22 protein-coding genes are annotated in these 22,544 nt (G+C 44.2%); 1 reads left to right on the top strand and 21 read right to left on the bottom strand.

Annotated features, from left to right (window positions below):
* The 18 genes from LEP1GSC192_RS18005 to thrS all read right to left on the bottom strand — a co-directional run bounded on the left by LEP1GSC192_RS18005 (nucleotide 1) and on the right by thrS (nucleotide 17,413).
* The gene (locus LEP1GSC192_RS18005) at nucleotides 1-1,725 is read right to left on the bottom strand and encodes a 30S ribosomal protein S1 (RefSeq protein WP_255349072.1); all 1,725 of its coding nucleotides are present in this window, start codon (nucleotides 1,723-1,725) and stop codon (nucleotides 1-3) included.
* Nucleotides 1,715-2,428, bottom strand: a complete 714-nt coding sequence (cmk, locus tag LEP1GSC192_RS18000; protein ID WP_020771390.1) for a (d)CMP kinase — start codon at nucleotides 2,426-2,428, stop codon at nucleotides 1,715-1,717. Before cmk ends, LEP1GSC192_RS18005 begins: the two co-directional genes overlap by 11 nt.
* Entirely contained in the window at nucleotides 2,425-3,741 is a 1,317-nt protein-coding gene (aroA, locus tag LEP1GSC192_RS17995; protein ID WP_020771231.1) for a 3-phosphoshikimate 1-carboxyvinyltransferase, read from the bottom strand. The genes cmk and aroA overlap by 4 nt, the downstream gene beginning before the upstream one ends.
* Entirely contained in the window at nucleotides 3,722-4,639 is a 918-nt protein-coding gene (locus LEP1GSC192_RS17990; RefSeq protein WP_020771116.1) for a prephenate dehydrogenase, read from the bottom strand. The genes aroA and LEP1GSC192_RS17990 overlap by 20 nt, the downstream gene beginning before the upstream one ends.
* The gene (gene pheA / locus LEP1GSC192_RS17985) at nucleotides 4,636-5,727 is read right to left on the bottom strand and encodes a prephenate dehydratase (RefSeq protein ID WP_020771110.1); all 1,092 of its coding nucleotides are present in this window, start codon (nucleotides 5,725-5,727) and stop codon (nucleotides 4,636-4,638) included. Before pheA ends, LEP1GSC192_RS17990 begins: the two co-directional genes overlap by 4 nt.
* Nucleotides 5,714-6,253, bottom strand: a complete 540-nt coding sequence (gene scpB, locus LEP1GSC192_RS17980) for an SMC-Scp complex subunit ScpB (protein WP_306819259.1) — start codon at nucleotides 6,251-6,253, stop codon at nucleotides 5,714-5,716. The genes pheA and scpB overlap by 14 nt, the downstream gene beginning before the upstream one ends.
* 5 nt (nucleotides 6,254-6,258) lie before the next feature.
* Nucleotides 6,259-7,035: a ScpA family protein gene (locus LEP1GSC192_RS17975; protein WP_020771316.1), complete on the bottom strand. Its 777-nt coding sequence runs from the start codon at nucleotides 7,033-7,035 to the stop codon at nucleotides 6,259-6,261.
* A gap of 4 nt (nucleotides 7,036-7,039) precedes the next feature.
* On the bottom strand, nucleotides 7,040-7,402 hold the full coding sequence (locus tag LEP1GSC192_RS17970; protein WP_008594408.1) for a response regulator: 363 nt from the start codon (nucleotides 7,400-7,402) through the stop codon (nucleotides 7,040-7,042).
* A gap of 2 nt (nucleotides 7,403-7,404) precedes the next feature.
* Nucleotides 7,405-8,487, bottom strand: a complete 1,083-nt coding sequence (locus LEP1GSC192_RS17965; RefSeq protein WP_020771300.1) for a chemotaxis response regulator protein-glutamate methylesterase — start codon at nucleotides 8,485-8,487, stop codon at nucleotides 7,405-7,407.
* A 16-nt stretch (nucleotides 8,488-8,503) separates the two neighbouring features.
* Nucleotides 8,504-11,656 (bottom strand): chemotaxis protein CheW, encoded by a 3,153-nt coding sequence (locus LEP1GSC192_RS17960; RefSeq protein WP_020771196.1) that lies wholly within the window; start codon nucleotides 11,654-11,656, stop codon nucleotides 8,504-8,506.
* Nucleotides 11,657-12,151, bottom strand: coding sequence for a chemotaxis protein CheW (locus tag LEP1GSC192_RS17955; RefSeq protein WP_020771152.1), 495 nt, complete (start codon nucleotides 12,149-12,151; stop codon nucleotides 11,657-11,659).
* A gap of 105 nt (nucleotides 12,152-12,256) precedes the next feature.
* On the bottom strand, nucleotides 12,257-12,844 hold the full coding sequence (locus LEP1GSC192_RS17950) for a 5-formyltetrahydrofolate cyclo-ligase (RefSeq protein ID WP_020771451.1): 588 nt from the start codon (nucleotides 12,842-12,844) through the stop codon (nucleotides 12,257-12,259).
* Nucleotide 12,845: 1 nt separating this feature from the next.
* Nucleotides 12,846-13,145 carry a cell division protein ZapA gene (locus LEP1GSC192_RS17945; RefSeq protein WP_020771344.1) on the bottom strand — a complete coding sequence of 100 codons (300 nt, stop codon included), beginning with the start codon at nucleotides 13,143-13,145 and terminating at the stop codon, nucleotides 12,846-12,848.
* 5 nt (nucleotides 13,146-13,150) lie between these two features.
* Complete coding sequence (locus tag LEP1GSC192_RS17940) at nucleotides 13,151-13,831, bottom strand: hypothetical protein (protein ID WP_036090902.1); 681 nt, start codon at nucleotides 13,829-13,831, stop codon at nucleotides 13,151-13,153.
* Between the two features lie 231 nt (nucleotides 13,832-14,062).
* On the bottom strand, nucleotides 14,063-14,416 hold the full coding sequence (gene rplT / locus LEP1GSC192_RS17935; protein WP_020771497.1) for a 50S ribosomal protein L20: 354 nt from the start codon (nucleotides 14,414-14,416) through the stop codon (nucleotides 14,063-14,065).
* Entirely contained in the window at nucleotides 14,416-14,619 is a 204-nt protein-coding gene (gene rpmI / locus LEP1GSC192_RS17930; RefSeq protein ID WP_010514334.1) for a 50S ribosomal protein L35, read from the bottom strand. The genes rplT and rpmI overlap by 1 nt, the downstream gene beginning before the upstream one ends.
* A gap of 36 nt (nucleotides 14,620-14,655) precedes the next feature.
* A complete protein-coding gene (gene infC / locus LEP1GSC192_RS17925; protein WP_036090897.1) occupies nucleotides 14,656-15,201 on the bottom strand; it encodes a translation initiation factor IF-3 in 546 nt (181 codons plus the stop codon).
* A gap of 238 nt (nucleotides 15,202-15,439) precedes the next feature.
* The gene (gene thrS, locus LEP1GSC192_RS17920; protein WP_020771441.1) at nucleotides 15,440-17,413 is read right to left on the bottom strand and encodes a threonine--tRNA ligase; all 1,974 of its coding nucleotides are present in this window, start codon (nucleotides 17,411-17,413) and stop codon (nucleotides 15,440-15,442) included.
* Nucleotides 17,414-18,037: 624 nt separating this feature from the next.
* On the opposite strand from thrS, the gene carA reads away from it, so the two are divergent.
* Nucleotides 18,038-19,126, top strand: coding sequence for a glutamine-hydrolyzing carbamoyl-phosphate synthase small subunit (carA, locus tag LEP1GSC192_RS17915; protein ID WP_020771233.1), 1,089 nt, complete (start codon nucleotides 18,038-18,040; stop codon nucleotides 19,124-19,126).
* 41 nt (nucleotides 19,127-19,167) lie between these two features.
* On the opposite strand, the gene LEP1GSC192_RS17910 is transcribed toward carA, so the two are convergent.
* The 3 genes from LEP1GSC192_RS17910 to LEP1GSC192_RS17900 form a co-directional block, all read right to left on the bottom strand.
* Complete coding sequence (locus LEP1GSC192_RS17910; protein ID WP_036090895.1) at nucleotides 19,168-19,650, bottom strand: SRPBCC family protein; 483 nt, start codon at nucleotides 19,648-19,650, stop codon at nucleotides 19,168-19,170.
* Nucleotides 19,637-19,966, bottom strand: coding sequence for a metalloregulator ArsR/SmtB family transcription factor (locus LEP1GSC192_RS17905; protein WP_020771379.1), 330 nt, complete (start codon nucleotides 19,964-19,966; stop codon nucleotides 19,637-19,639). The genes LEP1GSC192_RS17910 and LEP1GSC192_RS17905 overlap by 14 nt, the downstream gene beginning before the upstream one ends.
* 335 nt (nucleotides 19,967-20,301) lie before the next feature.
* On the bottom strand, nucleotides 20,302-22,542 hold the full coding sequence (locus LEP1GSC192_RS17900) for a GAF domain protein (protein ID WP_020771433.1): 2,241 nt from the start codon (nucleotides 22,540-22,542) through the stop codon (nucleotides 20,302-20,304).
* Between the last annotated feature and the right edge of the window lie 2 nt (nucleotides 22,543-22,544).

Here is a 22,544-nt window from a genome sequence, read left to right as displayed (position 1 = left end):
TTACTTTAAGGAAGAATTGATAAAGCTGCCTAAACTTTCTCTGGAAGGAGTGTCGGAAGTTTTCAAATACTTCGCCATTTCTTCTCTTTCTAAAGCCTTATCGAAATCCTTGATAGACAGCGAGATCTTTTTGTTTTTGGAATCGATCTTAACTACTGCACATTTTACGATATCGCCTGGCTTATAAGACTCGGCCAAATTAGTATCTTTTCCACCGGGGATCTCGGAGATATGAACCAACCCTTCGAAACCTGGTTCGATTTCCACGAACATACCGAAGTCCACGATACTTTTGATCTTTCCTTGGACTACCGAACCGATCGGATAACGATTTCTTAATGCTTCATAAGGATGTTCTTGCAGTTGTTTTAATCCGCAAGAAATCCTTTGTGCGTCGAAATTGATGTCTAAGATAATGTATTTAACTTCTTCCCCTTTTTTCAGTAGAGAAGTCGGGTTCTTTTGTTTTTCATCCCAAGTGATATCGCTGATATGGATCAGTCCTTCAATACCGTTTTCCACTTCTACGAACGCGCCGTATTTAGTGATACCGGTAACTTTTCCTGTCAGAACATTGCCCACTCTAACTTCCGGACCTAAAGCGTCCCAAGGATTCGGCTGAAGTTGTTTGAGTCCGAGAGAAAGTCTTCTGCTTTCGAAATCGATATCTAAGATTAGAGCTTCTACTTCTTGGCCTTTTTTCAGAAGTTCTTTTGGATGAGGAGGTTTTTTCGCCCAGGTCAATTCGGAGGTATGGATTAATCCTTCCAAACCTTCTTTCAATTCTACGAAGGCGCCGAAATTAGTAAGCGAAGTAACTGTTCCACGGATGACCATGTCTTTTTCCAAGGAACGTTTTGCCCAGACCCAAGGATCTTCGTACAGTTGTTTGAGACCAAGTGCGAGTTTATTATTTTCTTTCTCCATCTCAAGAACTTGGAGTTCAATTTCTTGTCCGATGGTGAAGTATTGTTTGAATGGTGCGAATTTTTTATAAGAGATATCTCTTTGTCTGAGGAGTCCAACAACTCCTTCTAAATCGCAGAAAACTCCGAAGCTTGCAATTTTGGAAACGGTTGCTTTAACCTTGTCCCCTACTTTAATTTTTTCTGCGAGAGCGTCCCATTTCTCATTATTCACTTCGTCTAGAAGTTTTTTTCTGGAAACGACTCCGGAGCGGGTGCGTTCATTGATCTCGATCACTTTGAAATCGAGTTCCACACCTTTGTAATTTTCTCCTTCGGAGAATTTATAACTAAGCTGAGAAGCAGGAAGGAAAAGTTCGGAACCTTCTACGTTAACGATGTAACCTTTTCCTTTGATCTCGTTTACCAAACGTCCGCTGACTTGGTAATTATTTTTGAATGCGTCCTTAACGACTTCCCAACCTTTTCTTTGGTCGGCTTCTTTTTTAGAAAGAACACATCCGGAGTCCGTGGACTCTTTTCTTTTTACAAGTGCGGTAACTAAAGATCCGATTTCCGGTTTTTCGTCGAATTCGGAACGAGGAATTCTTCCCTCTTGTTTCAATCCTTCGATTGCCACATAGACATTATCATTGTCTACGGATACGACTTTACCTTCGACCACTTGGTCTTTGCGGATTTCAGCTTCGTCGTTTTTCTTTTCTTCCCACTGTTTGAAAACTTCTGCAAAAGTGGACTTGTCTTGTTGGCTACTCATACGGATTGAATTACTCGGTGTTTGATTGGGATTAGTGCGAATCGTTATAAATGCCAGGCTCTAGGCACCCAAGGATCTTACTAATTACACTATTTTTTGGCAGGTTATCTGTGTCAATGAGGATTGCATCCTCCGCTTTCCGGAGGGGGGCGATTTCCCTTTCCATATCGGATTTGTCCCGGACCACGATCTCTTTTTCGATTTCGTCCAAATCCGAACGGATCCCTTGCTCTAATAACTGATTGTATCTTCTTTCGGCCCGAATTCTGGAAGAAGCTGTCAAAAAGAATTTGTAACGGGCGTCCGGAAATACGTGGGTACCTATGTCTCTACCGTCCATAACCAAACGATGAGTCTCGGAAAGTTTTCTCAATTGAGAATTTACGAATTCCCTAAAGACCGCTTTGTCGGCGATGTATTTGATCTCTCTTGTGATCTCCGCAGTTCTGATCTCGGCGGAAACATCTTCTCCATTTAGGAAGATATGATTCTCCCCTGCTTCCGAAAATTCGCAGAAAATTTTTACTCCGTCGGTCAATGGCAGGAGCTCCTTACCGGACAACCAGTCCGAAAAAGATATCGAAGAATTTTTGGATTTGTAGATCCTATAAATATGAAGAGTTAACGCTCGGTAGAATGCGCCGGAATCCAAATATTCGAATCCGAGTTTTTTGGAAAGTTCTCGAGCGACTGTGCTCTTTCCCGTTCCGGCGGGGCCGTCTAAAGCGATCACATTTTCCGTCATTGTACAAAACCTTCCAGTAACGATTCGAATCCCGGAAAGGAAGTTTCTATCCAAGAAGTTTCATCCGGGCGAATTTCCAAACCACTCACCGCTTGGAGGATCATAAAACTCATTGCGATTCGATGATCCATCTTCGTAAAAATATTCACCGGGTTTCCGGAAAGCCAGGAAGAAAGTTCCGAAGAATGTACGGTGGAACCGATTTCAGGGATTTCATACCCGTCCGGATATTCATGTACCGTGATCCCCAAATTTCGGAGATTTTCCACCATGGCGGAAATTCGATCCGATTCTTTTGCGCGAAGTTCTTCCGCATGACGGATCGTAAATCCGCCTTTAGCAAAAAGGCCCGCGATGGTCAAGATCGGGATCTCATCGATGAGAGAAGGGATCCATTCTTCTTTAATTTCAGAAAAACGTAAATTAGAAGAGACCGCTTCCAGATCTCCTACGGGTTCCCCGCATTCTATCCTTTTATTGTGGACGATAATTTTTGCGCCCATTGCCTCGAGCGCGTTTAAGATCCCTATACGAGAAGGGTTCAATCCCACATTTTTCACAAGAACGGAACCTTCTTTTAATAAAACTCCGAGCACCAAAAAGAATGCGGCAGAGGAAATATCGCCCGGCACCTTGAATTCTTTCGCTTCGAAAGTATAAGGGGGTTCCATTCTAAAATGAGTGGGCGAAAGATAAGTCAGTTTGTTTCCCAAAAACCGGAACATATTCTCCGTATGGTCGCGAGAGAGAATATCCTCTTCGTATTCCAAAGAAGTTTCGGAAGCCATTGCTGCGAGCATCAGACAGGATTTCACTTGAGCCGAAGCGATCGGGCTTTTGTAATGAAAGTTAGATAGTTTTTTTCCGATGATTTCTAAAGGAGCCTTATCATCCTTTCCGGAGATGGACGCTCCCATAGAAGTTAAAGGTTTTATAATACGGGACATCGGTCTTTTTTGGAGGGAATGATCTCCCGTTAATGTAGCCTTAATTCCCTGTATCCCGCAAAGTAATCCTGCGGATAATCTGATCCCGGTTCCCGCATTTCCGAAATCTAAAACTCCTTTTGGGGATTGGAGCGAATTTTTACCGGGACTTGTAAAAACATATTCTCCCTTGGAAATTTTTTCCACTTTCAATCCGAGTTGGGTGAAAGCTTTCATCGTATTTAAAGGATCTTCCGCTTCCAAAAATCCGGAAACATGAGAGGTCCCTTTAGACAATACGGAGAATAATACGCTTCTATGAGAAAGAGATTTGTCTCCCGGAACTGTGATCTCTTTTCCGGTAGAACTAAGGATTCTTGGAATCATTTTGTTTCTTTAAAATTGCGTCCCTATCGATACGAGATTTTTCCATGAAGGACTCCCAATGTTTTAGGTCGAGCGGCTTTTGGGGATCCAACTCCGAAAGAAGTTTATCCAATCTATCCTTATAATCCAAAAGCGCCTTATAGATCTCTTCTTGGTTGGAAGAAAAGATCGGTGACCACATCTTAGGATTCGAACCTGCAATGCGTGTCATGTCCCTAAACCCACCGCCTGTCAAAGGTAAAGGGGAATTTTGGGTGAATTCCCTCACACACCCGTTTTCCCAAACCCAATTTGTCATAAGAGAAGAGATCAAATGAGGAACATGGGACACATAGGATAGGATCTTATCATGATCCTTTGCAGGAATTTCCGTGGTAGACATTCCTAAAAATTTCCAAAATTTTTCGATCTCGGCAAAGGCCGCATCAGTTGCACCTTTGGGCCTGGTCAAAATACAAAGCCTGTTCTCATATAAGTCCGCATTTCCGAATTCCAAGCCGGATTCTTCTGAACCGCACATTGGATGAGAGGAAATATATTGGTGCTCTCCCGTCAGAACCGACTCCACCGCATGAACAATCTCTTGTTTAGTGGAGCCCATATCCGTCAAAAGACCTTTAAACCCGGACGGAAGTTTGGAGATCACTTCCACTGTCGTATTGACCGGAACTCCGAAAACGATCAGATTATAGGATTCCCAATCGGGAGATTTGGAAAATTCCTCTGCGGTATAAATTCGATCCGCTGATTTGAGCCGTATCCCCTTTTCTTTACTGGAAGGTGATCCTACCACTCCCACGATCTCCGCGGAAGAGTTCTTTTTTCGTAAGGCCAAAGAGAGGGAGGCACCCATCATTCCCAGACCATAAATCAGGATTCTAGAAAATTCGATTTTCACGGGTTAGGTGGAGAGATCGGATAGGATCCCAAAATCCTGAGGTAGATTGTGTTTTCTTTTAATACGTTAAGGACCTCTTCTATTTGAGGGTCCTTTTTATGACCTAAAAAATCTATGAAGAAGTTATATTCCCAAGAAGTCCTTCTTGTCGGTCTGGACTCCACTTTGGTCATATTGATCCCCTTATCGAAGATCGGTTTTAAGACATTATATAAAGATCCGGGTTTATCCGGAATGGAGAATACAACGGAGGTCTTATCGTTTCCGGTAGGGGGACATTGGTTTTTGCCTATGATCAAAAATCTTGTGGTATTGTCCGACATATCCTCAATGGATTCTCGGACCAGATCCAGACCGTAAATTTCAGCGGCAATCGAGGAAGCTACTGCGGCGCATGCCTCCTTCTTTTCCGCTACTATGCTGGCCGCTCTGGAAGTAGAAGGAGTTTCAGAAACTTCCACATGTGGAAGGTTTGCAGCGATCCAATTTCGGCACTGCGAATTTGCGATCTTGATCCCATATAAAGTTTTGATCTTGGAAAGATCGTGTTCGAATCCTAGAAGGTTCAGATGGATCTTCAGATAAATTTCAGAATAAATATTTAGATCGGACACTAAGAACTGATCTAAAGTGGAGTTCACTAGTCCTTCGGAAGAATTTTCCACAGGGACCACTCCGTAATCCGCCTTATCCGTTTCCACTGCGCGAAACACTTCCGGAATGGAAGGAAATTCGGTAGCCTCCACGGAAGTCCCGAATCTGGCGCGAACCGCTTGGTGAGAAAAAGATCCTTCCGGTCCCAGATAACCGATCTTCAAACCTTTTTCCACGGAAAAAGAGCCGGACATGATCTCTCTATAAATGGCAAGAAGCACTTTATCCGGAAGCGGCCCTCCATTCAGTCCAAGGATCTTTTCGTATACGTCCTTTTCTCTGTCAGGACGGTAGATAGGCTCGTTATTCTGTCTTTTGATCTCTCCGATCTCGGAGGCGATTTCAGCTCTGGCCTGGATAGCCTTTACGATTTCTTTGTCCAGGGAATCGATCTTTTCCCTAAACTCTTTCAGTTTGTCGTCATTCTTGGCCATTCTCTATCAAATCATCCAGGTTTTCGAATTTTAATTCCTTCACTTCCACAGGAGCAGGTAAATCGGTCAGTTTATTTAATCCAAAATGTATCAAAAATTCCTTCGTGGTACCGTACAACGCCGGTCGTCCGGGAACTTCCTTATTACCCACCGGTTTTACCAGTTTTTTGGAAATAAGAGAAGTTACCATGGCTCTGGAAGAAACCCCACGAATATCGTCTATTTCGGATAATGTGATGGGTTGTTTATAAGCGATGATCGCCAAAGTATCCAAGCTAGAACGCGAAAGTTGTTCTCTCTTCTTCTCTTTGAAGAGCTTTGCTAAAATTTCGGAATATTTTTCGTTCGTGGAGAATTGATATGCGCCTGCGATTTCTCTAAGAACAAAACCTCCGTCCTTCTCTTGGTAATCCAAGATCAGCTCGTCGAGTATATCACGAGCTTCCTGTTTTTCGCAGTCTATGGATTTTGCGATACTGGCTAGTTTCAGCGGTTCTCCGGAAAGGAAAAGCAGCGCCTCTATCAGTCCTTTTAAGCCGGCTTTGTCGCGTTCCACGGTTCTCCCACCAAGAATATACGGATTTCGCCGAAAGTTTTATGCTGGCGGATGGATACAATTCTCTGTTTACAGAGTTCCAACATCGCCAGAAAGACGGCTACAATCTCGGCTTTCTCCGGCTTGACCGTAGAAAACAATTCTTCAAAGGAGATATCCGAACGTTCGACGAGCAGTTCGGAAATGGTACCCATCTTTTCCTCGACAGAATACCGGTGGGGCGCGGTAAGTAAAGCGGGAATCTCGCCTTCGTCTTCCCGTTTTTCCAAGATCTCGTTAAATGCGGAGATCAGGTCTAAAAGGCTTAGATCCAGCCAGGACTCGGACTCGTCTATCACCTGATTGGTTTCTCTCGAGAATACTCCGGCCTGGATCTTGTCCACATCCCCCATTTTTTGGGCGGTTAATTGGAATTTTTTATGTTCAAGAAGTTTTTCGACCAGTTCGGGGGGAAGAGGAGGATCGTAATCCTCTTCTTCGAAACCCGGATCGGGTAATAATGCCTTGGATTTGAGATAAACTAAATTTGCAGCCATAAGAGCGTATTCCGCTCCCATGTCTATATGGATACTTGCAGAAATCTTAATGAAGTTTAGAAAGTCTTGAGTGATCCTATAAAGGGAAACTTCGAATATATCAACCTTATAACTTTCTATAAGAGACCAGAGAAGACTTAAAGGTCCCTCCGTAATACCGCCTTCGGAATTGTTCCATTGAACTACGAAGGATTGTGTGGCGTTTTCTCTTTCCATCTTTTTAGGAATTCAGTGCTTTTTCTGCCGCCTGTTGCAATCTTTCCGGTGAAAAAGGTTTTACTACGAAATCCTTCACTCCCATCTTGATCGCTTTTGCAAGAAGTTCTTCCTGCCCAAGAGCGGTAACCATAATGATACGCGCTTTCGGATCCAATTTAAAAATTTCCTGGGCTGCTTCGATCCCGTCTTTTTCTCTCATGGTGATATCCATGGTGACTAGGTCCGGCTTGATCGCTTTGTACTGATCGACAGCGATGTTTCCGTTTTCGGCCTCGCCGACGATCTCATGCCCTCCGGCGACGAGTGCGTCCTTCACCATGGTCCTCATGAATTTTGCATCGTCTACTACGAGAATTCTGGCCATAATTAGTTTCCCCTTTCTTTGAGAATGGAAAGTATCCTTGATGTTATTGCGCTTACTGGTTCTACGAACTGAATCCCGCCCATTTCGATGGCTTGGCGATTCATTCCGAAGATCACGGAGCTGTCCTCGTCTTGGGCGACAGTAGAAGCTCCGGTCTCTCTCATTCTGAGAATTGCCGCTGCTCCGTCCTTACCCATGCCGGTCATAATTACACCGACTAAGGCGCTCCCGTATTCCCGGATTGCGCTGTCGAATAAAACTTCGACTGAGGGCCTGTGTCCATTTACCAACGCTTCCCTACCTAAGGCAATCCATTTCCGTCCTGCCCTAGATTCGATCTTTAAATGTGCATCACCCGGAGCAACATAACCGGTTCCGGGACGAATTTCTTCTCCATCCTCGGCTTCCTTTACCTTGATCTTGGAATGATCGTTTAAACGAGAAGCAAACGCTTTTGTAAAACCCACAGGCATATGTTGTACGACGAAAATTGGTAAATGAAAATTCTCCGGAAAATCGGAAAAAACCGTCTGCAAAGCTTTCGGACCACCTGTGGATGTCCCGATACAAATCGCTTCCACGGCTTTTTTTTCATCTTTGAAAATTTTACTTTTGACCGCATCTACAAGTTTTTTGGGGTCAAGCGTCGCATGACTTGGTCGTATGCTATCGAAATAAGCAAGTATTCTATTTCTAAGAACGGTTCCGATTTCTTCCGGATTGAATTGATTACTCGAAGAAGGTTTCGGAACAAAATCGATGGCGCCGTATTCCAATGCTTTGAAAGTTGCTTCCGCTCCGTGTTGAGTGAGAACGGATAGCATCATTACCGGAATACCCAATTTTCTCTTCTGAAGTTCTTGTAGCGCGGAAAGCCCATCCATCACCGGCATTTCCACATCTAATATCACTATATCGGGTCTGAGTTTTGTGGCGAGTTCGATACAATCCACTCCGGTTTTACCGGTGGCTATAACTTGTATCCTACTCTCCTTTTTGATCTGGTCAGAAATAATATTTCGCACCAAAAGAGAGTCGTCTACGATCACGACCCGAATCGACCCGTCCGCGGGAGTTCCTACCACGACAAAATCCTAGTGTTTAAAATTTCGGAAGTAAATCCATGAGTTCGTCGAAATCCGGCAGGAATAAAAGTACTCCTAACAGGTTGTTTCCCTCATGATTAAATTCGGTGAGCATACTTAAGAACTTAGTTCTTTCCGGTTTTACTACATCCAAAACTTCCAGGAAGGTTCCTTCCACAAGTTCAGGGACAGCCGGCATCACGCTCACCTTCGCCTTGTTGGAAATGGAGTTCAAAACGGAAGCACAAACTATATTTGCGATCTCGGATAGTACACTTTTCGTATCTTCGTCCAAAGTATCTCCGCTTGCGGCGGAATCCAAAAGTTCTCTGGCCAAATTTTTGGCGTTCTCCCTGGAGAACATCATCAGCATGTTTCCATTCAGGTCTCCGGTCATTTTGACTTTCATACCGTAGAATTTATCGTCAGAGAAACGGATCTCGGAAGCCAAACCTTCCTTGTCATTCATGATAATTTCAGGAATAAACAGATCCACATTCCTGTTCAGGATTTGAGAAAGTACCATACCGGCATTCATCATACCGGTGTTTACCACGGATTCAATTTTCTTGATCTGTTCTTTGCTCAGGTTTCCGGTAAATTCCTTAGAGTGAGATACAGCCATCATTCTCTGTTTTTTCTGTTCTAAAAAACCTTCTATTATTTGATCCGCTCTTTTTCTCTCTTCGTCGGAAACCGGAGAATCGGAGATCAATTCGTTGATATGCGATCTATATGCTTCTTCCATTCCTTCTTTTTTGGCGGCAGGTCTTTCCAGAACCGCGGTGTTGGAAGAAAGTTCGGAGGGACTATCCGACGAACTGATCAATTTGTCCTCCGAAGGTCGGATCTCCATACTGGACTTGATCGGAGCGGAAGAAATTTCCCTTTCGAGTTCTTCTTTTGCTACGATCACCTTTTTGGATTCATCCGATTTTTTACGTTCGCTTTTCTTGCGACGTTCCCTTTCTCGCGTGGTGATCTCGTGAAGTTTATGATTATAAACGTTCGTAGGGTTGGAAGTTTTTTGGATATATTTCTCTTCTTCCGTTTCGATGGTGCGGATCGTGCTGATACGTTTCATCGTTTCCAGATGATAATTTATGTATCTTGCATTCTCTTCCAATTCCGCGGCAAATTCCACAAGACCGGGAATATCTAGGACCATAATAATGGTTCCATCTCCCATGATGGAAGCTCCGGTGAGTCCCTTGATATTTTTGAAGTTTTTTTCCAAGGACTTGATGACAGTCTCGTGTTTTCCAACCAGCTCGTCGACCATGAAGCCTAATTTACGGCCCTTGTATTGAACGATAACGACTGGGAATTCCTCCCTGTCCGTTTTATCCTGAAGACCCAAAATACGATTCAATCTGTAGATCGGAAGAACTTCTCCTCTCAAGTTGATGATCTCGTTTCCTTCCAGAGTGGTTATCTGTTCGTTGTTTACCTTGATGGTCTCGTTCACTTCCGAGAGAGGGAAAGCGTATACTTCTTCTTCCATTACGATCAGGATAGAAGGAATGATCGCAAGCGCCTGAGGGAAAGAGAGAACGAAAGAGGTTCCGGATCCTTTCTGGGATTGGATGAGAATTTTACCTTTGAATTCCTGGATCAGGTTATTGACCACGTTCATACCTACGCCGCGACCGGAGATATCGGTGATCTTGTCGGCAGTGGAAAAACCGGGAGCGAAGATGAATTGATAAATATCACTTTCTTCTAATGCGAGTGCGTCGGTCTCGGAAACGAGTCCTTTCTCTATCGCTTTTTTACGGATCTTTTCCACATCCAAACCGCGACCATCGTCACGGATCTCTACCATAATATTACTTCCGCCTTGGTAAGCGTTTAGCTCGACGATCCCGATCTCAGGTTTGCCTAACCTTTTTCTTTCTTCAGGCGATTCGATACCGTGATCCACAGAGTTTCTGATCAAGTGAAGAAGAGGCTCTCCTAAAGCATCGATCACTTTTTTATCCAGCTCGGTGGACTCCCCATTCAAGACTAGATCGACTGTTTTTCCCGTTTCTAAAGAAAGGTCTCTAACTAAACGAGAGAATCGACGGAAGACGGTGGAGATAGGCACCATCCGGATATTCATGATCCCGGACTGGAGTTCCTTGGAGATACGATTGATAAGATCGATACGCCCTTTGAGTTCGTTGAATAACTGATCGTCCCCGAATGTGCGGAGAAGATCGTCGTAGATTTTCTGAAAGCCGGAATTTGTGATCACAAGCTCGCCCACATTATTCATGAGCTGATCCAGTTTATCGGAAGATACTTTAATACTTTTTAAAGTAACTTTTGCTTCGCTACTTCTCTCTTCCTCATCCAGTTGGTAGGAAGAAGGAACTCCCGATTCGGAATAACCGCTGAGTTTAAATTCTTGGATCATCAGGTTTTCCACCATATCCACGTTGGCAGCTTTGGTCAGTTCTTCTTGGGATTCGGAACTTACGATCAGGATGGAAAGATACGGGGCTTCGGTCCCATTCTCCAATTCTTCCCCGCTCGGTTTGGTACGGAATACTTGGCCTAAATTTTTCAGGTTCTGTACAATGAGAGTATAACGTAGACCCTTCATTGGGGAATCTTTTTTGAGTCCCACTTTTAAGAGCCAGGGTTTTCCGGAACCGTTCCGAAGGATCTCTTCCAATTCTTTTTGGTCGTCCGCATCCAATTCTATCCCATTCGCGTTAAGTTCCTCATGTTTAGCAACCGGAGTAACCGACTTCGAAACGGATCTTCCGGAAGAGCTAGGAGCGGGTGCGACATCCGGATTTTTTTCGTATGCTTCCAGTCTTTGGATCATATCCGTATACGGGGTATCCACTTTTTTGCCGGCTGCAACATTCACGATCACGTTTTTGATCAGATCGAAACATTGAAAGAGTAGATTTACCAGAGAAAGGTTGACTATAAGTTTTCCATCTCGAATACTTTGGAGAAGATTCTCCATTTTATGAGCAAGGTCGGAAAGATTGTACAATCCGACGAATGCGGCCGAACTTTTTAAAGAGTGAGCCGCACGGAAGATATCATTGATGGTCTGAGGATTGGACTGGTCCTTTTCCAGTTTTAAAAGGTTCGCATTCAGCTCTTCTATTTGGTCTTCGGATTCTTCCAAAAAGAGTTCCGTGTATTCGCCGAGTACTCCTGCCATTTACGCTTCCTCCGCCGCATAATCCATTACCTTGGATAAATTCAAGTTCAGGATCAGAGATTCTTCAAACTGGCTAACGGATTCTATAAGTTCGCTATAATTTACGCTCAGGTCTTCGTCCGCTTGACTGACCTTATCTTTTCGGATCTTGACCACTTGTTTCACGGAATCGACTAGGAGCCCTGCCCTTTTTTCGCCGCTAACAACTACTATAATCCTAGTGGAAGGAAGAATATCACAAAAACCTAATCCAAAAAGTTCCTTTAGATCCATGATCGGAATGATCTCGCCTCTTAAGTTGATCACTCCAAGTATAAAACCTTCCACGTTCGGGATTCGAGTGATAGGTACCGGTTTTAGGATCTCGTGGATATAAAGAATATCGATCCCGAAAATTTCCTTATCCACTTCGAATGTAAGAAATTCCTGGAGCGATTCCAGGTCTCTTTCTTCTTGGTTTTGTTCCGTGTGGTTATTTTTATCTATGGTTTTCACCGGTTCTCCGCCGCTTACTCTTTCCGGACGGAAACCTTGGGCCCAAGTTTCCGGCTCAGTACATTGTCGACATGGAGCCCCCCGAAAAAGAAACTCCTCATCGAATTATCCGACTGATTTTTCCCCCATTTTTCCGGGAAAGCAATGGTTTTTTTTCTCCGTAATCACTGTACCTGCTTTCAGATCATGGGGTTCTGCGGAAAAATCGCAAGGGTATAGGTCCTCAAAAGAAAGGCCAATCATTTTTTCGGAAAGGATATCCTCTAGAGAACGATCGTAAAAACCCTTCCCCCTTCCGAGCCTTGCCCCCTCCCCATTCCATCCCAGGGCGGGAACGAATATCCAGTCTGCATCCTTCGGCTGTAAGATATCTTCTCCAGTCGGCTCCAAAATACCGAAAGCACCTTTGGAAAATCCGATCCCGGACTTAAATTCCAATCCTGAATGAGTTACTTTTGGAAAAAATATGTCCAAAACGAAACTTCCCATCTGCAAAGAAGGGCTTAACGGTAGAAAGGGAGAAATTTCAAAATCGTCCGCAATATAGGAGATGATCTTTAGGTGAGAAGAAGATGAGCTATGTCTCAGAAATTCCAGAAGATTGTAGCGGATTCTTTCTTCTTTTTCTTTCCTGGAAGGAACTCCCAAGAGAAGGGATTTCATTTTTTTTCTGGCTTCCGATTTAGAAACCAAATCAAAGATCTCCGATCAAACCTTCTTCCAAAAGAGTGATCAATTTTTTGGTCTTTTCTTCCGCTTCGGGAGAAGAAGGTCCGGCGTCACCAGTTTGATTTTTGGATTGTTCCAATTCGTCCGCGAAGTTTAAAGCTGCGAGAACTGCCAGTTTCAATTTAGGCGCGTTAGGCATCCCTAATTGTAACTCTCGGACTTTTCGATCCACCAATTCGGCGAGCCTTTGGATATACTCCGGATCGGTATCGCCTACTATGGTATAGTCTTCGCCCAGGATACGAGCTTTGACTCTTTCACTCATAAAAATTACTTAGGATCGTCTTCGATGACTAAGAAATCGTCGTCCTCGTCCGCATCGAATACGCTGATCGAATCGTCATCGTCTTCGATAATGATATCATCATCGTCGGCGGAAACAGGACTGAAGTCGTCGATAGGTTCGTCGGTGATGATGATCTCGTCGTCTCCTCCGGAAGAATCGGAAGATTCGGTCAGAACGGAAATATCATCGTCCTCATCATCTAAAAGAATGATTTCGTCGTCTTCGTTAAAATCCTCTTCGGAAGAATCTCTAACAACGGATGGAGCGGCAGAAGCCGCAGCCGCTCCTGCGGCTGCACCGGCAGCAGCACCAGTAGCAAACGAAGTCGTAGAACTAGGCTTAGGTGAAGAAGAAACACTTGATGATCCGCCGCCGGAAGCTGGAAGACCATCCAAACGTCCCAGAAGCTGATTGATCTTCGCTTCGAGTGCGCGTTCTCTTTCTTTAATTCCTTCCAGTTCAGCGTTTGCTTTTTGGAGTTGTTCGCGGAGGGAAGAAAGTTCTTTTTCTTTCTCTTCCATCGCCAGTTTCATCTGGTCGTTTTCCGCCCGAAGAGATTCGTTTTCTGTTTCCAGGCGACCGTTTTCCGCCCGAAGGTCGCTAATGAGCTCGAGTGCTTTTAGGACTTTACTCTCGAGCTCCTCAATTGTCTCCATAGTTAACATAGTGCGAACCTCGTTCTCCTTTATTGGAGTGGTTTATTTTATAAAAATACACTTAGAGCGAAATTTCGTCTAAATATTTCAGACTTTACGCATCGGCAAAATCCATCCCATTTTTCATCTTTCTGAAAAAGAGAAAAACCTTTTTTTCTAAAAACGAAGAAAGCCCGTAGAATTACGGGCTTTTTCAGGCAAAGAAGGTCCGAAAACCGAACCTCCGTTAGGGCAATATGATTATGCCGCTACCTTAATTTTTTCAACGAGGGCGTTAAAAGTTTCTTTGTCGCTAAATGCAAGTTCTGCCAGGGCCTTTCTGTCCAAGGAAATATTGGCTTTTTTCAGACCATGGATGAACTGAGAATAAGAAAGTCCAGCTTCGCGAGCTGCAGCATTGATACGGATGATCCACAATTTGCGGAAATCACGTTTTTTTGCTCTTCTGTCTCTATACGCCCACTGCCCAGCCTTCATTACCGCGGATTTTGCGGTTCTGTAAAGTTTGGATCTGGCTCCTCTAAAACCTTTTGCGGTTTTTAGGATTTTTTTACGACGATTCTTGTGTATGGTTCCGTTTGTTGCGCGTGGCATTATCGAACTCCGTAAGGCATGAGTCTAACGATTGCTTTCCAATCCGCATCCACTACCAAGGTCATTCCTCGCAGACGACGACGTCTTTTGGGTCCTTTTTTGGTAAGAATGTGACGGGTGTTCATACTCTTCCGTTTTATTTTATTATTTTTGGAAAACTTGAACCGTTTTGCTGCGGCTCTATTTGTTTTAAGCTTAGGCATTTCCTTACCTCGATAACTCCTGACTCTAACTCTTTCTTACTTCGCGGAAAGAGGCGAAATAACTACAACGATCTGACGTCCATCCAGTATAGGTTCTCTTTCGGGAATTCCTACGGATTTCAGATCTTCTACCATTCTGTTGACTACATTCATTCCGAGTTCGGAATGCATCATCTCACGACCGCGAAAGCGAAGACTGACCTTTACTTTGTCCCCTTTTTGGAGGAACTCCACAGCATGGCGTTTTTTAATTTCGTAATCGTGTTGTTCGATCCGCGGACGGATCTTCACTTCTTTCACGTTGATTACGTGTTGTTTTTTCTTCGCTTCCTTACTTTTTTTAAGTAATTCGAACTTGTATTTTCCGTAGTCGATGATCTTGCATACATGGATTTCTTGGTCTCCGGATACTTCCACGAGATCCAAGTTTTCTTCCTTTGCACGCCGCAGAGCCTCGTCAAAAGAAACGATCACTACACCGTCGTCCGTCACCAATCTTACCTGGGACACCCCGGTAATTTTTTCATTAATTCTATGATTAAATATCTTATCGGTGTTTTTCGGTTGAGGCCTCTTCTGCATTCAATCTCCGGTTTTTTCCAATTTTTTGGCCAATAGGCTGGGTTTCAAGCGATTTTCTCCGCAGATAGGGAGACTGTTCAAGTAGAATTTAGTTTAACCCAAAGTTCCAAAGATAATTTCGCACGGAGCTCACAGAGATCACGGAGGGGTTAGGATAAAGGTCCTAAAATCGTTCCTCTTCGCGACTTTATATAAAAACAATCCTCTGTGTTCTCCGTGTCCTCTGTGCGAACCCTTTTTACAGACCCTCTGCGATTTCCTTTTCGAGAATTGCCTGAAACTCGGAATACGACATAGAAATCGTTTCCTCGCTACCGCGTTTTCGGACCGCAACAGTTCCGGAATCCTTCTCCTTTTGGCCCAGAACCAGAAGGTAATTTGCCTTTTTGAGGATGGAATCACGGATCTTGGCCCCGATCTTCTCGTTACGAAAATCGCCTTCCGCTCTAAAACCCAAATCGATTAGTTTTTTCAGGATCTCGGATCCGTAATCCTGCACGGTTTCGGTTACGGTTAGAACACGAACTTGGTTCGGAGAGATCCAAAGTGGGAATTTTCCCTCGAAGTGTTCGATTAAGATCCCTATAAATCTTTCCAAAGATCCGTATATCGCTCTATGGATCATAACCGGTCTTTTTTTGGCTCCGTCCGAATCGGTATAATCCAATTCGAAACGATCGGGCATGGAGAAGTCTATCTGCACGGTTCCGCATTGCCACATTCTTCCGATAGAATCCTTGATATTAAATTCGATCTTAGGTCCGTAGAATGCACCTTCACCCTCTTTGATGGAGAATGGAATATTTCTTTTTTCCAAAGCTTGCCTAAGAGCGTTAGTCGCAAACTCCCAATCTTCGTCCTTACCTTGTGATTTTTCCGGACGAGTTGCAATATAAGTTTTAAACTCCTGGAATCCGAACTTCTTATATACATTAAATGTGAAGTCGATGATATCCAATACTTCCGTTTCCAAATAATCCAAAGGTGCATAGATATGCGCATCATCCTGAGTGAATGCTCTCACTCGGAACAATCCATGAAGAACTCCATGCAATTCGTGGCGGTGAACACTTCCTAATTCCGCGAATCGAAGAGGAAGTTCCTTATAAGAATGAAGGTGGTGTTTGTAGATCAGGCTACAACCGGGACAGTTCATGGGTTTGATCGCGAATTCTTCTTCGTCGATAGAAACAAAATACATGTTCTCGTTGAAGTTGTCCCAGTGACCGCTCCTTCTCCATAACTCGGAAGAAAGTACGGCAGGAGTTTTGATCTCTTGGTATCCACGTTTGGCACATTCTTTGCGAATATAATCCGCGAGTGCATTCCATAAAGTGGTCCCTTTCGGATGCCAGAATGGAAATCCGGGAGCTTCCGGTTGGAAGGAGAATAGATCCATTTCCTTTCCGATCTTTCTGTGGTCCCTTTTTTTGGCCTCTTCCATCTGGAAGATATACTCATCCAATTCCTTTTTGCTTGGAAATGCGATCCCGTAAATCCGGGTGAGCATTCGGTTGTTTTTGTCCGCTTTCCAATATGCTCCGGAAAGTGCGGTCAACTTGAATGCTTTCAAAAATCCGGAACGAGGAATATGAGGCCCTCTACAAAGATCGAACCATTCTCCCATTCCATAGATGGAAACTTTATCGTCAGGGATCTGGCCCACGATCTCGATCTTATAGCTCTCTCCCATTTTTTCGAAAACGGAGATCGCTTCTTTTTTGTCCCAAACTTTGCGGAAAACTTCGTGGTCGGCATCCACGATCTTCTTCATCTCCGCTTCGATCTTTGGAAAATCATCCGGAGTGATCACAGTCTCCGTAAAATCGATATCGTAATAGAAGAACCCCGGTCCGTTTTCGATGACCGGACCCACGGTTAATTTTGCGTCTTTGTATAAATTCTGGACCGCCATTCCAAGCAAGTGTGCTGCGGAATGTTGGAAGGTCTCCCAACCTTCTTTGTCTTGGAAGGTTAAAACTTCCAATTTAGGTGTGGTGTTTGGGGTGGTTGTGGAATCAATGGTCCGGCTTAAGTCCAAAACGTTTGTGCCGTCTAAGCGGACTGCTAACGCTTTGTTCTTCAAGAACGGAAGTTGGGATTCTATAAAATCCTTATAGGATGAACCGGCGGATACTTCTTTGGAGCTTCCGTCCGGTAAGATAAATTTGACTGACTGATTTTGAACTGACACAGCTACCCCTGCTTCCATTCCGTCGATACGCGGTTTTTTTCGCAAGCGTCTTAGGGAGGTCAGTATGTAGGAATTCCAACATGAAGGAGCGTGTTGACGAAATGGGGAATTTGTGGTAGGCGTGTAAGCGCTCTCCCACGAGCCACTCCCCCCACCCAATGCAGGGCGGGGGCGGTTTTAGAAACTCTGTAGGAGCTCCTACATATAGAAAGAATTTTTGACGTTCGAGTTTTGGGGGCGGCTTCTCGCTTCGCGAGAACCAGGCTGCTTCGGGCTACGCTAACGCTTCGGTTCTTCGAACTTCCCCTTTGCATCCTTGCCGCGGAAAAATCTCTGTGATCTTTGTGTCCTCCGTGCGAACAAAAAAATTGGAAAGTTTCCCATAGAGACACGGAGCACACAGAGATTGAAACATACGACTCATCTTTGCGGCTTGGTCCGAATCCCCTGTGCGGCAGCGATGCGCAGATCTTTAGTCCGGGCAAGGCCCGGATGAGCGCGAATGCGCGAAATCGAAGCAGCGCGGTCCGAGCGGTAGCGAGTGAGCCGCCCAAATTTTTACCCTGACGACTTGTTGGAGTTCCTACAAAATTCTGGGTGATTCCACTTGACCCTTGCCTTCGGTGCGAAAGCCTGTCCTTAATGAAAGCGTTCTTGGTTTTAGAAAACGGGGACGTATACGAAGGCGAATCCTTCGGCTACGAAACCCAGTCCGTCGGGGAAATCGTCTTTAATACTTCCATGGCGGGTTACCAGGAAATCCTGACCGACCCTTCCTACACCAACCAAATCATAACTCTCACCTACCCGATGATCGGAAACTACGGGATCCATCCGGAAAATATGGAATCCGGTAAGATCCAAGCCGCGGGAATGATCGTGAAGGAATATGTGGATCGTCCTTCCAACTTCAAGGCCCAAAAGACATTATCTCAATTTCTAAAAGAATATAAAATCCCCGGTATCCAAGGTATCGACACCCGAAAGTTAACTCGTTTCATTCGCACGAACGGGGCTCCGAACGGTGGGATCTTCGTCGCGAATGAATACTCCGATTCTTTCTTAGCGGAAGTGAAGAAGTTCCCGGGGATCGCAGACGCCGACCTCGCGAAGGTTGTCACCACTGATAAAAAATATGAGTTCGGATCAAGCGTCGGGAAAAAATACAAACTCGCCGTTTATGATTACGGTGTGAAGACGAATATTCTTCGACTCTTGGATGCGGCCGGTTTTGCGGTTTCCGTTTATCCTGCAAAAACTCCCGCTTCTGAAATTATGAAAGACGGCGTGGATGCATTCTTCCTTTCAAATGGTCCGGGAGATCCGGCAGCCTGCACTTACGCGATCGATTCCACAAAAGCTATATTAGATAATCATTATCCTCTTTTCGGGATTTGTTTAGGTCATCAGATCATAGGTCTGACCCTAGGCAAGAAGACCGAAAAAATGAAATTCGGCCATAGAGGCGGAAACCAACCTGTCAAAAGTTTGGAGACCGGTAAAGTGGAGATCACTTCCCAGAACCATGGCTTTGCCGTGGTTGCCGATTCCAGCGAAAAAGAGCCGATTTCATTTATCAATCTGAACGATGACACCGTAGAAGGTATTTTGAAATCAGGATATCCTCTTCTTTCGGTCCAATACCATCCGGAAAGTTCTCCCGGTCCGAATGATAGTAGGTATTTGTTCCAGAAATTCTACGATCTAGTGGATTCGACTAAGAAGAAGTAAGAGTTCTGCACGTGTAGGAACTCCCACAAGCCCCGGATCGACTATTTCAGTGTTTCCAAATATTTAGCAAGGTTGCCGATATGTTGTTTAGCGCCTTCGATCGCACCATATTTCCCATTGACTCTTTCGAGTTCCTCTTTGCTCGGGAAGATCTGCTCCATTATTAAGTTTGTTCCTTCTCCAACTTTTTCGAATATAATTTTCGATTCGAAGTGAACGTCCTGATCACCTTCCCCGTCGCCCAAATGTTTATAATAAATATGATGGGGTTCTTTGATATCGGTGAATTGGATCATATTTTTATAATCATGTCCGTCCGGTCCATGCATGATAAATTCCCAAATCCCTCCGTTGATAAAATCCATACGTTTAGTAGTCAGTGTAAATCCGTCGGGTCCCCACCATTCGGAAAGATGTTCCGGCATTGACCACACTTCGAAGAGAAGTTCTGTCGATACATCAAAGTATCTTTTGTAAACGACCTTATTACCTTCGATAATCGTTTCTACGTTATTTTTTATCACGGGTCCTCTCCTTTTTGAGCTTTAATACGTATCGATCCAATTTATCCAGACGTTTTTTCCATAGATCGATTATTTCGAGTATCCAATCTTCCATTTCGCTAACGCTCGAACCGTTTAGACTATAAATACGCTTTTGCGCCTCTTTTTTCATATTTAGGAGTTTCGCACTCTTTAATACCTTTAGGTGATGGGAAATCGCAGGAGCTGTGATATTAAAATTTTCTCCGATCTCGGTCGAGGTGAGTTCGCCGTTTTTAGCCACCAGTCTCACAATTTCCCTTCTTGTATCGTCCGCAAGAGCGGCAAAAGCATTCATAATCCATTATTTAAATAGATATTTAATTAAGTCAATGTTTAAATAATGGATTATGAAAATAGATTATGTCATTTGGGAATGGATTTAAGGGATCTGAATGAGGCTGAAATTGAAACAGCTTCGTATACTGGATTTTGAGGAGAATTTTGAAAGAATCGGAAATGTTGGAATTCCAACATGAGGAAGAAGATTCCGGATTCAGTTGACGGATCGGAGAATTTGTGATATTGCGTGTAAGCGCTCTCCCACGAGCCACTCCCCACCACCCGAACCTGGGCGGGGGCGGTCTTAAAACTATTGTAGGAACTCCTACAATAATATCATGGCAAACTAAATCAGGACTCTTCGATCAGTTCCAACATTCTTTCTTTCTCTCTTGTATCCGCAGGATAACAAAGAGTTTGGTTGGCAGTAGAAGTCTGAAAGTCTTTGTTCTTTTTATCCAACTCTACGATTCTGTTGCGGATCTTACGAACTACGATCTGTGTTTCCTCTCTGTCTTTTCCATCCAGAACCACGACGTACTTTCCTTGACCGACCCTATAACAGTAATCGGTCTCTCCCAGATTTTCTTGGATAGATGACCTGAGTTCTTCACAATAATGAGCAAAAAAACCGGCTCCCTTGATGCGAACCATCCTAGTTGCGTTTTGTACTTTGAAAACTGTCAGACTGAATGGAGTTCCGATCTTGGAAGATCTGGAAATCGCTTCGTCGATTCTCGATTCTACAGGACTGAACGGATCCCGGAATACCGCATCTCTTTCTTCCAGCATTAACAAATTGGAAAGTACAGGTGAAGCGATCTCGGAAATCCCGACTGCAGTTTCTCGATCCGTATCCGTCCAAGGCCTTTCCGTTTCGTGAATAAATAACATTCCTACAAGCCAGTTCAGGTTTAAGAACGGAAGAATGTCGAAATCGTGCATGAGCCCGATCTCATCGTTGGATAGTTGCGACAATAGCTCGGGATTTTTTCTGAAATTTGCGATCCGAAACACCCCAGGGACGTTAGCTACGATTCCAACCAAGTTGGAATCCAATCCCAATCTGAATTTTCCGGAAGTATCCGGCGTAAGCAAATTTGTTCCGAATACTTTATATTCTTTCCGAGTAGTTCTGTCCAAAAGTAAAAAACTCCAACGCCTCAGTCCGAGCTCTTTCTTCAATACTTCTACCAGATAATCGTATGCCTCGTCCATATCGCGGACTCCGGCCAGGTCTCTTGCTGTCGCAAGTATTCTTTCGTTACTTTTGACCACCTGGTTCAATCGATCGTTTTCCTGATGGAGGGCTTCCAGATCCATAATCCTTCTTAATACGGATCCCGCCATCTCCCCCACGATCTTCAAGAATTCCAAGTCTTCGATCGTGTAATCTTCGCCTTCAATCGTCTTGCTTAATATTATAATTCCATAAAATTCATCGTAACTTCTGATCGGAACGAGCATTTCCGCTTCGGTCTTCTCTAAGATCTCTTTTTCTTTTTTAGGAGGAGAATGTTTTAAAATTTCCCTTGCATACACTACGGAAGGCGTTTTTAGCGCGGCTTGGTAGCTTTCATCCCCTACCTCCAAAACCCAGTCAGGATCCGCACCTATCCCTTGAGCTTCCACGACTCGAAGTACGTCAAATTCTCCATTTGTAGAGGAGAATATGACTATCGATTCCGCGCCAATCTGTCCTTGGATGGAAAAGCTTAAGTTCTCAAAAAAATTGGTAAAATCCTTGGATGCGGAAATCTCTTTAGAAATTTCGAATGCAGATAAATAGTTCTCTAACTTTTTACGGGAAGCGATCTGTAGATCGATAGGCATTGTGGAATAGTCCGAGTCATCATCGAATAAGAACTGGGCATTCTCCGTTTCATTCTGTTCCTTACTGAAAGGACGACTTGCTTCTTGACTTGCTTGGTTCTCGGCATCCTTGACCCAATCGTCGAATGGATCTTTAATAGCCTCAGGTTTAGGAAGCCCGGACGGTATTTTTTCCTCTTCTTTTGCTTCTTCCGCTTTGGATAATAATCCTTTACTTGGAACTTCTTCCGGGAGTTCTCCGAAATCCGCACCTATATCCGAATTTTCTAAACCTAATCCAAGATCGGGATCTATTTCAAAATCCGATCCCTCTTCACCAGAGGGCCCTAAGTCTACAGAAGAAAGATCGAAATCGCTGTTAGCGGTTTCTTCTTCGAAACTTTCTTCTCCGAAAGCGGAATCTGGAAAAGAAACTTCTGCATCTAGACCTTCCCCGCCGAAAGATTCCCCGGTAGGTTCTGCGCCAAAATCGATATCTCCAAAATCAGCGGAAGGAGAATCAAAACTAAAATCATCTTCCGAAGAGGAGGAAGCGGTTGCAGGTTCAAAACTGGTCGGATCGTCGTACGCGGAAGTCGGCTTCTCTTTTCGTCCGCCAAAATCCATCGCCTTTTCCAAAAGCCCTTTGGCACGCAAAGCCATTGACTTTTTTAAAAGGGAAGGTTTTTCTTCCCCGGCAACCGCAACCGAAGAAGTTTTAGCTCCGGTTTCCAAATTTCCGGAACGGATGAGACGAGTAACCTTGTCCAGCAAACCCATCG

It is taken from the genome of Leptospira sp. B5-022 (genome assembly GCF_000347035.1).
In the GTDB taxonomy this organism is placed as follows: Bacteria; Spirochaetota; Leptospiria; order Leptospirales; family Leptospiraceae; genus Leptospira_B; species Leptospira_B cinconiae.
Note: the sequence above shows the minus strand (reverse complement) of the source record. Positions and strands in the feature narration are given on the sequence as shown.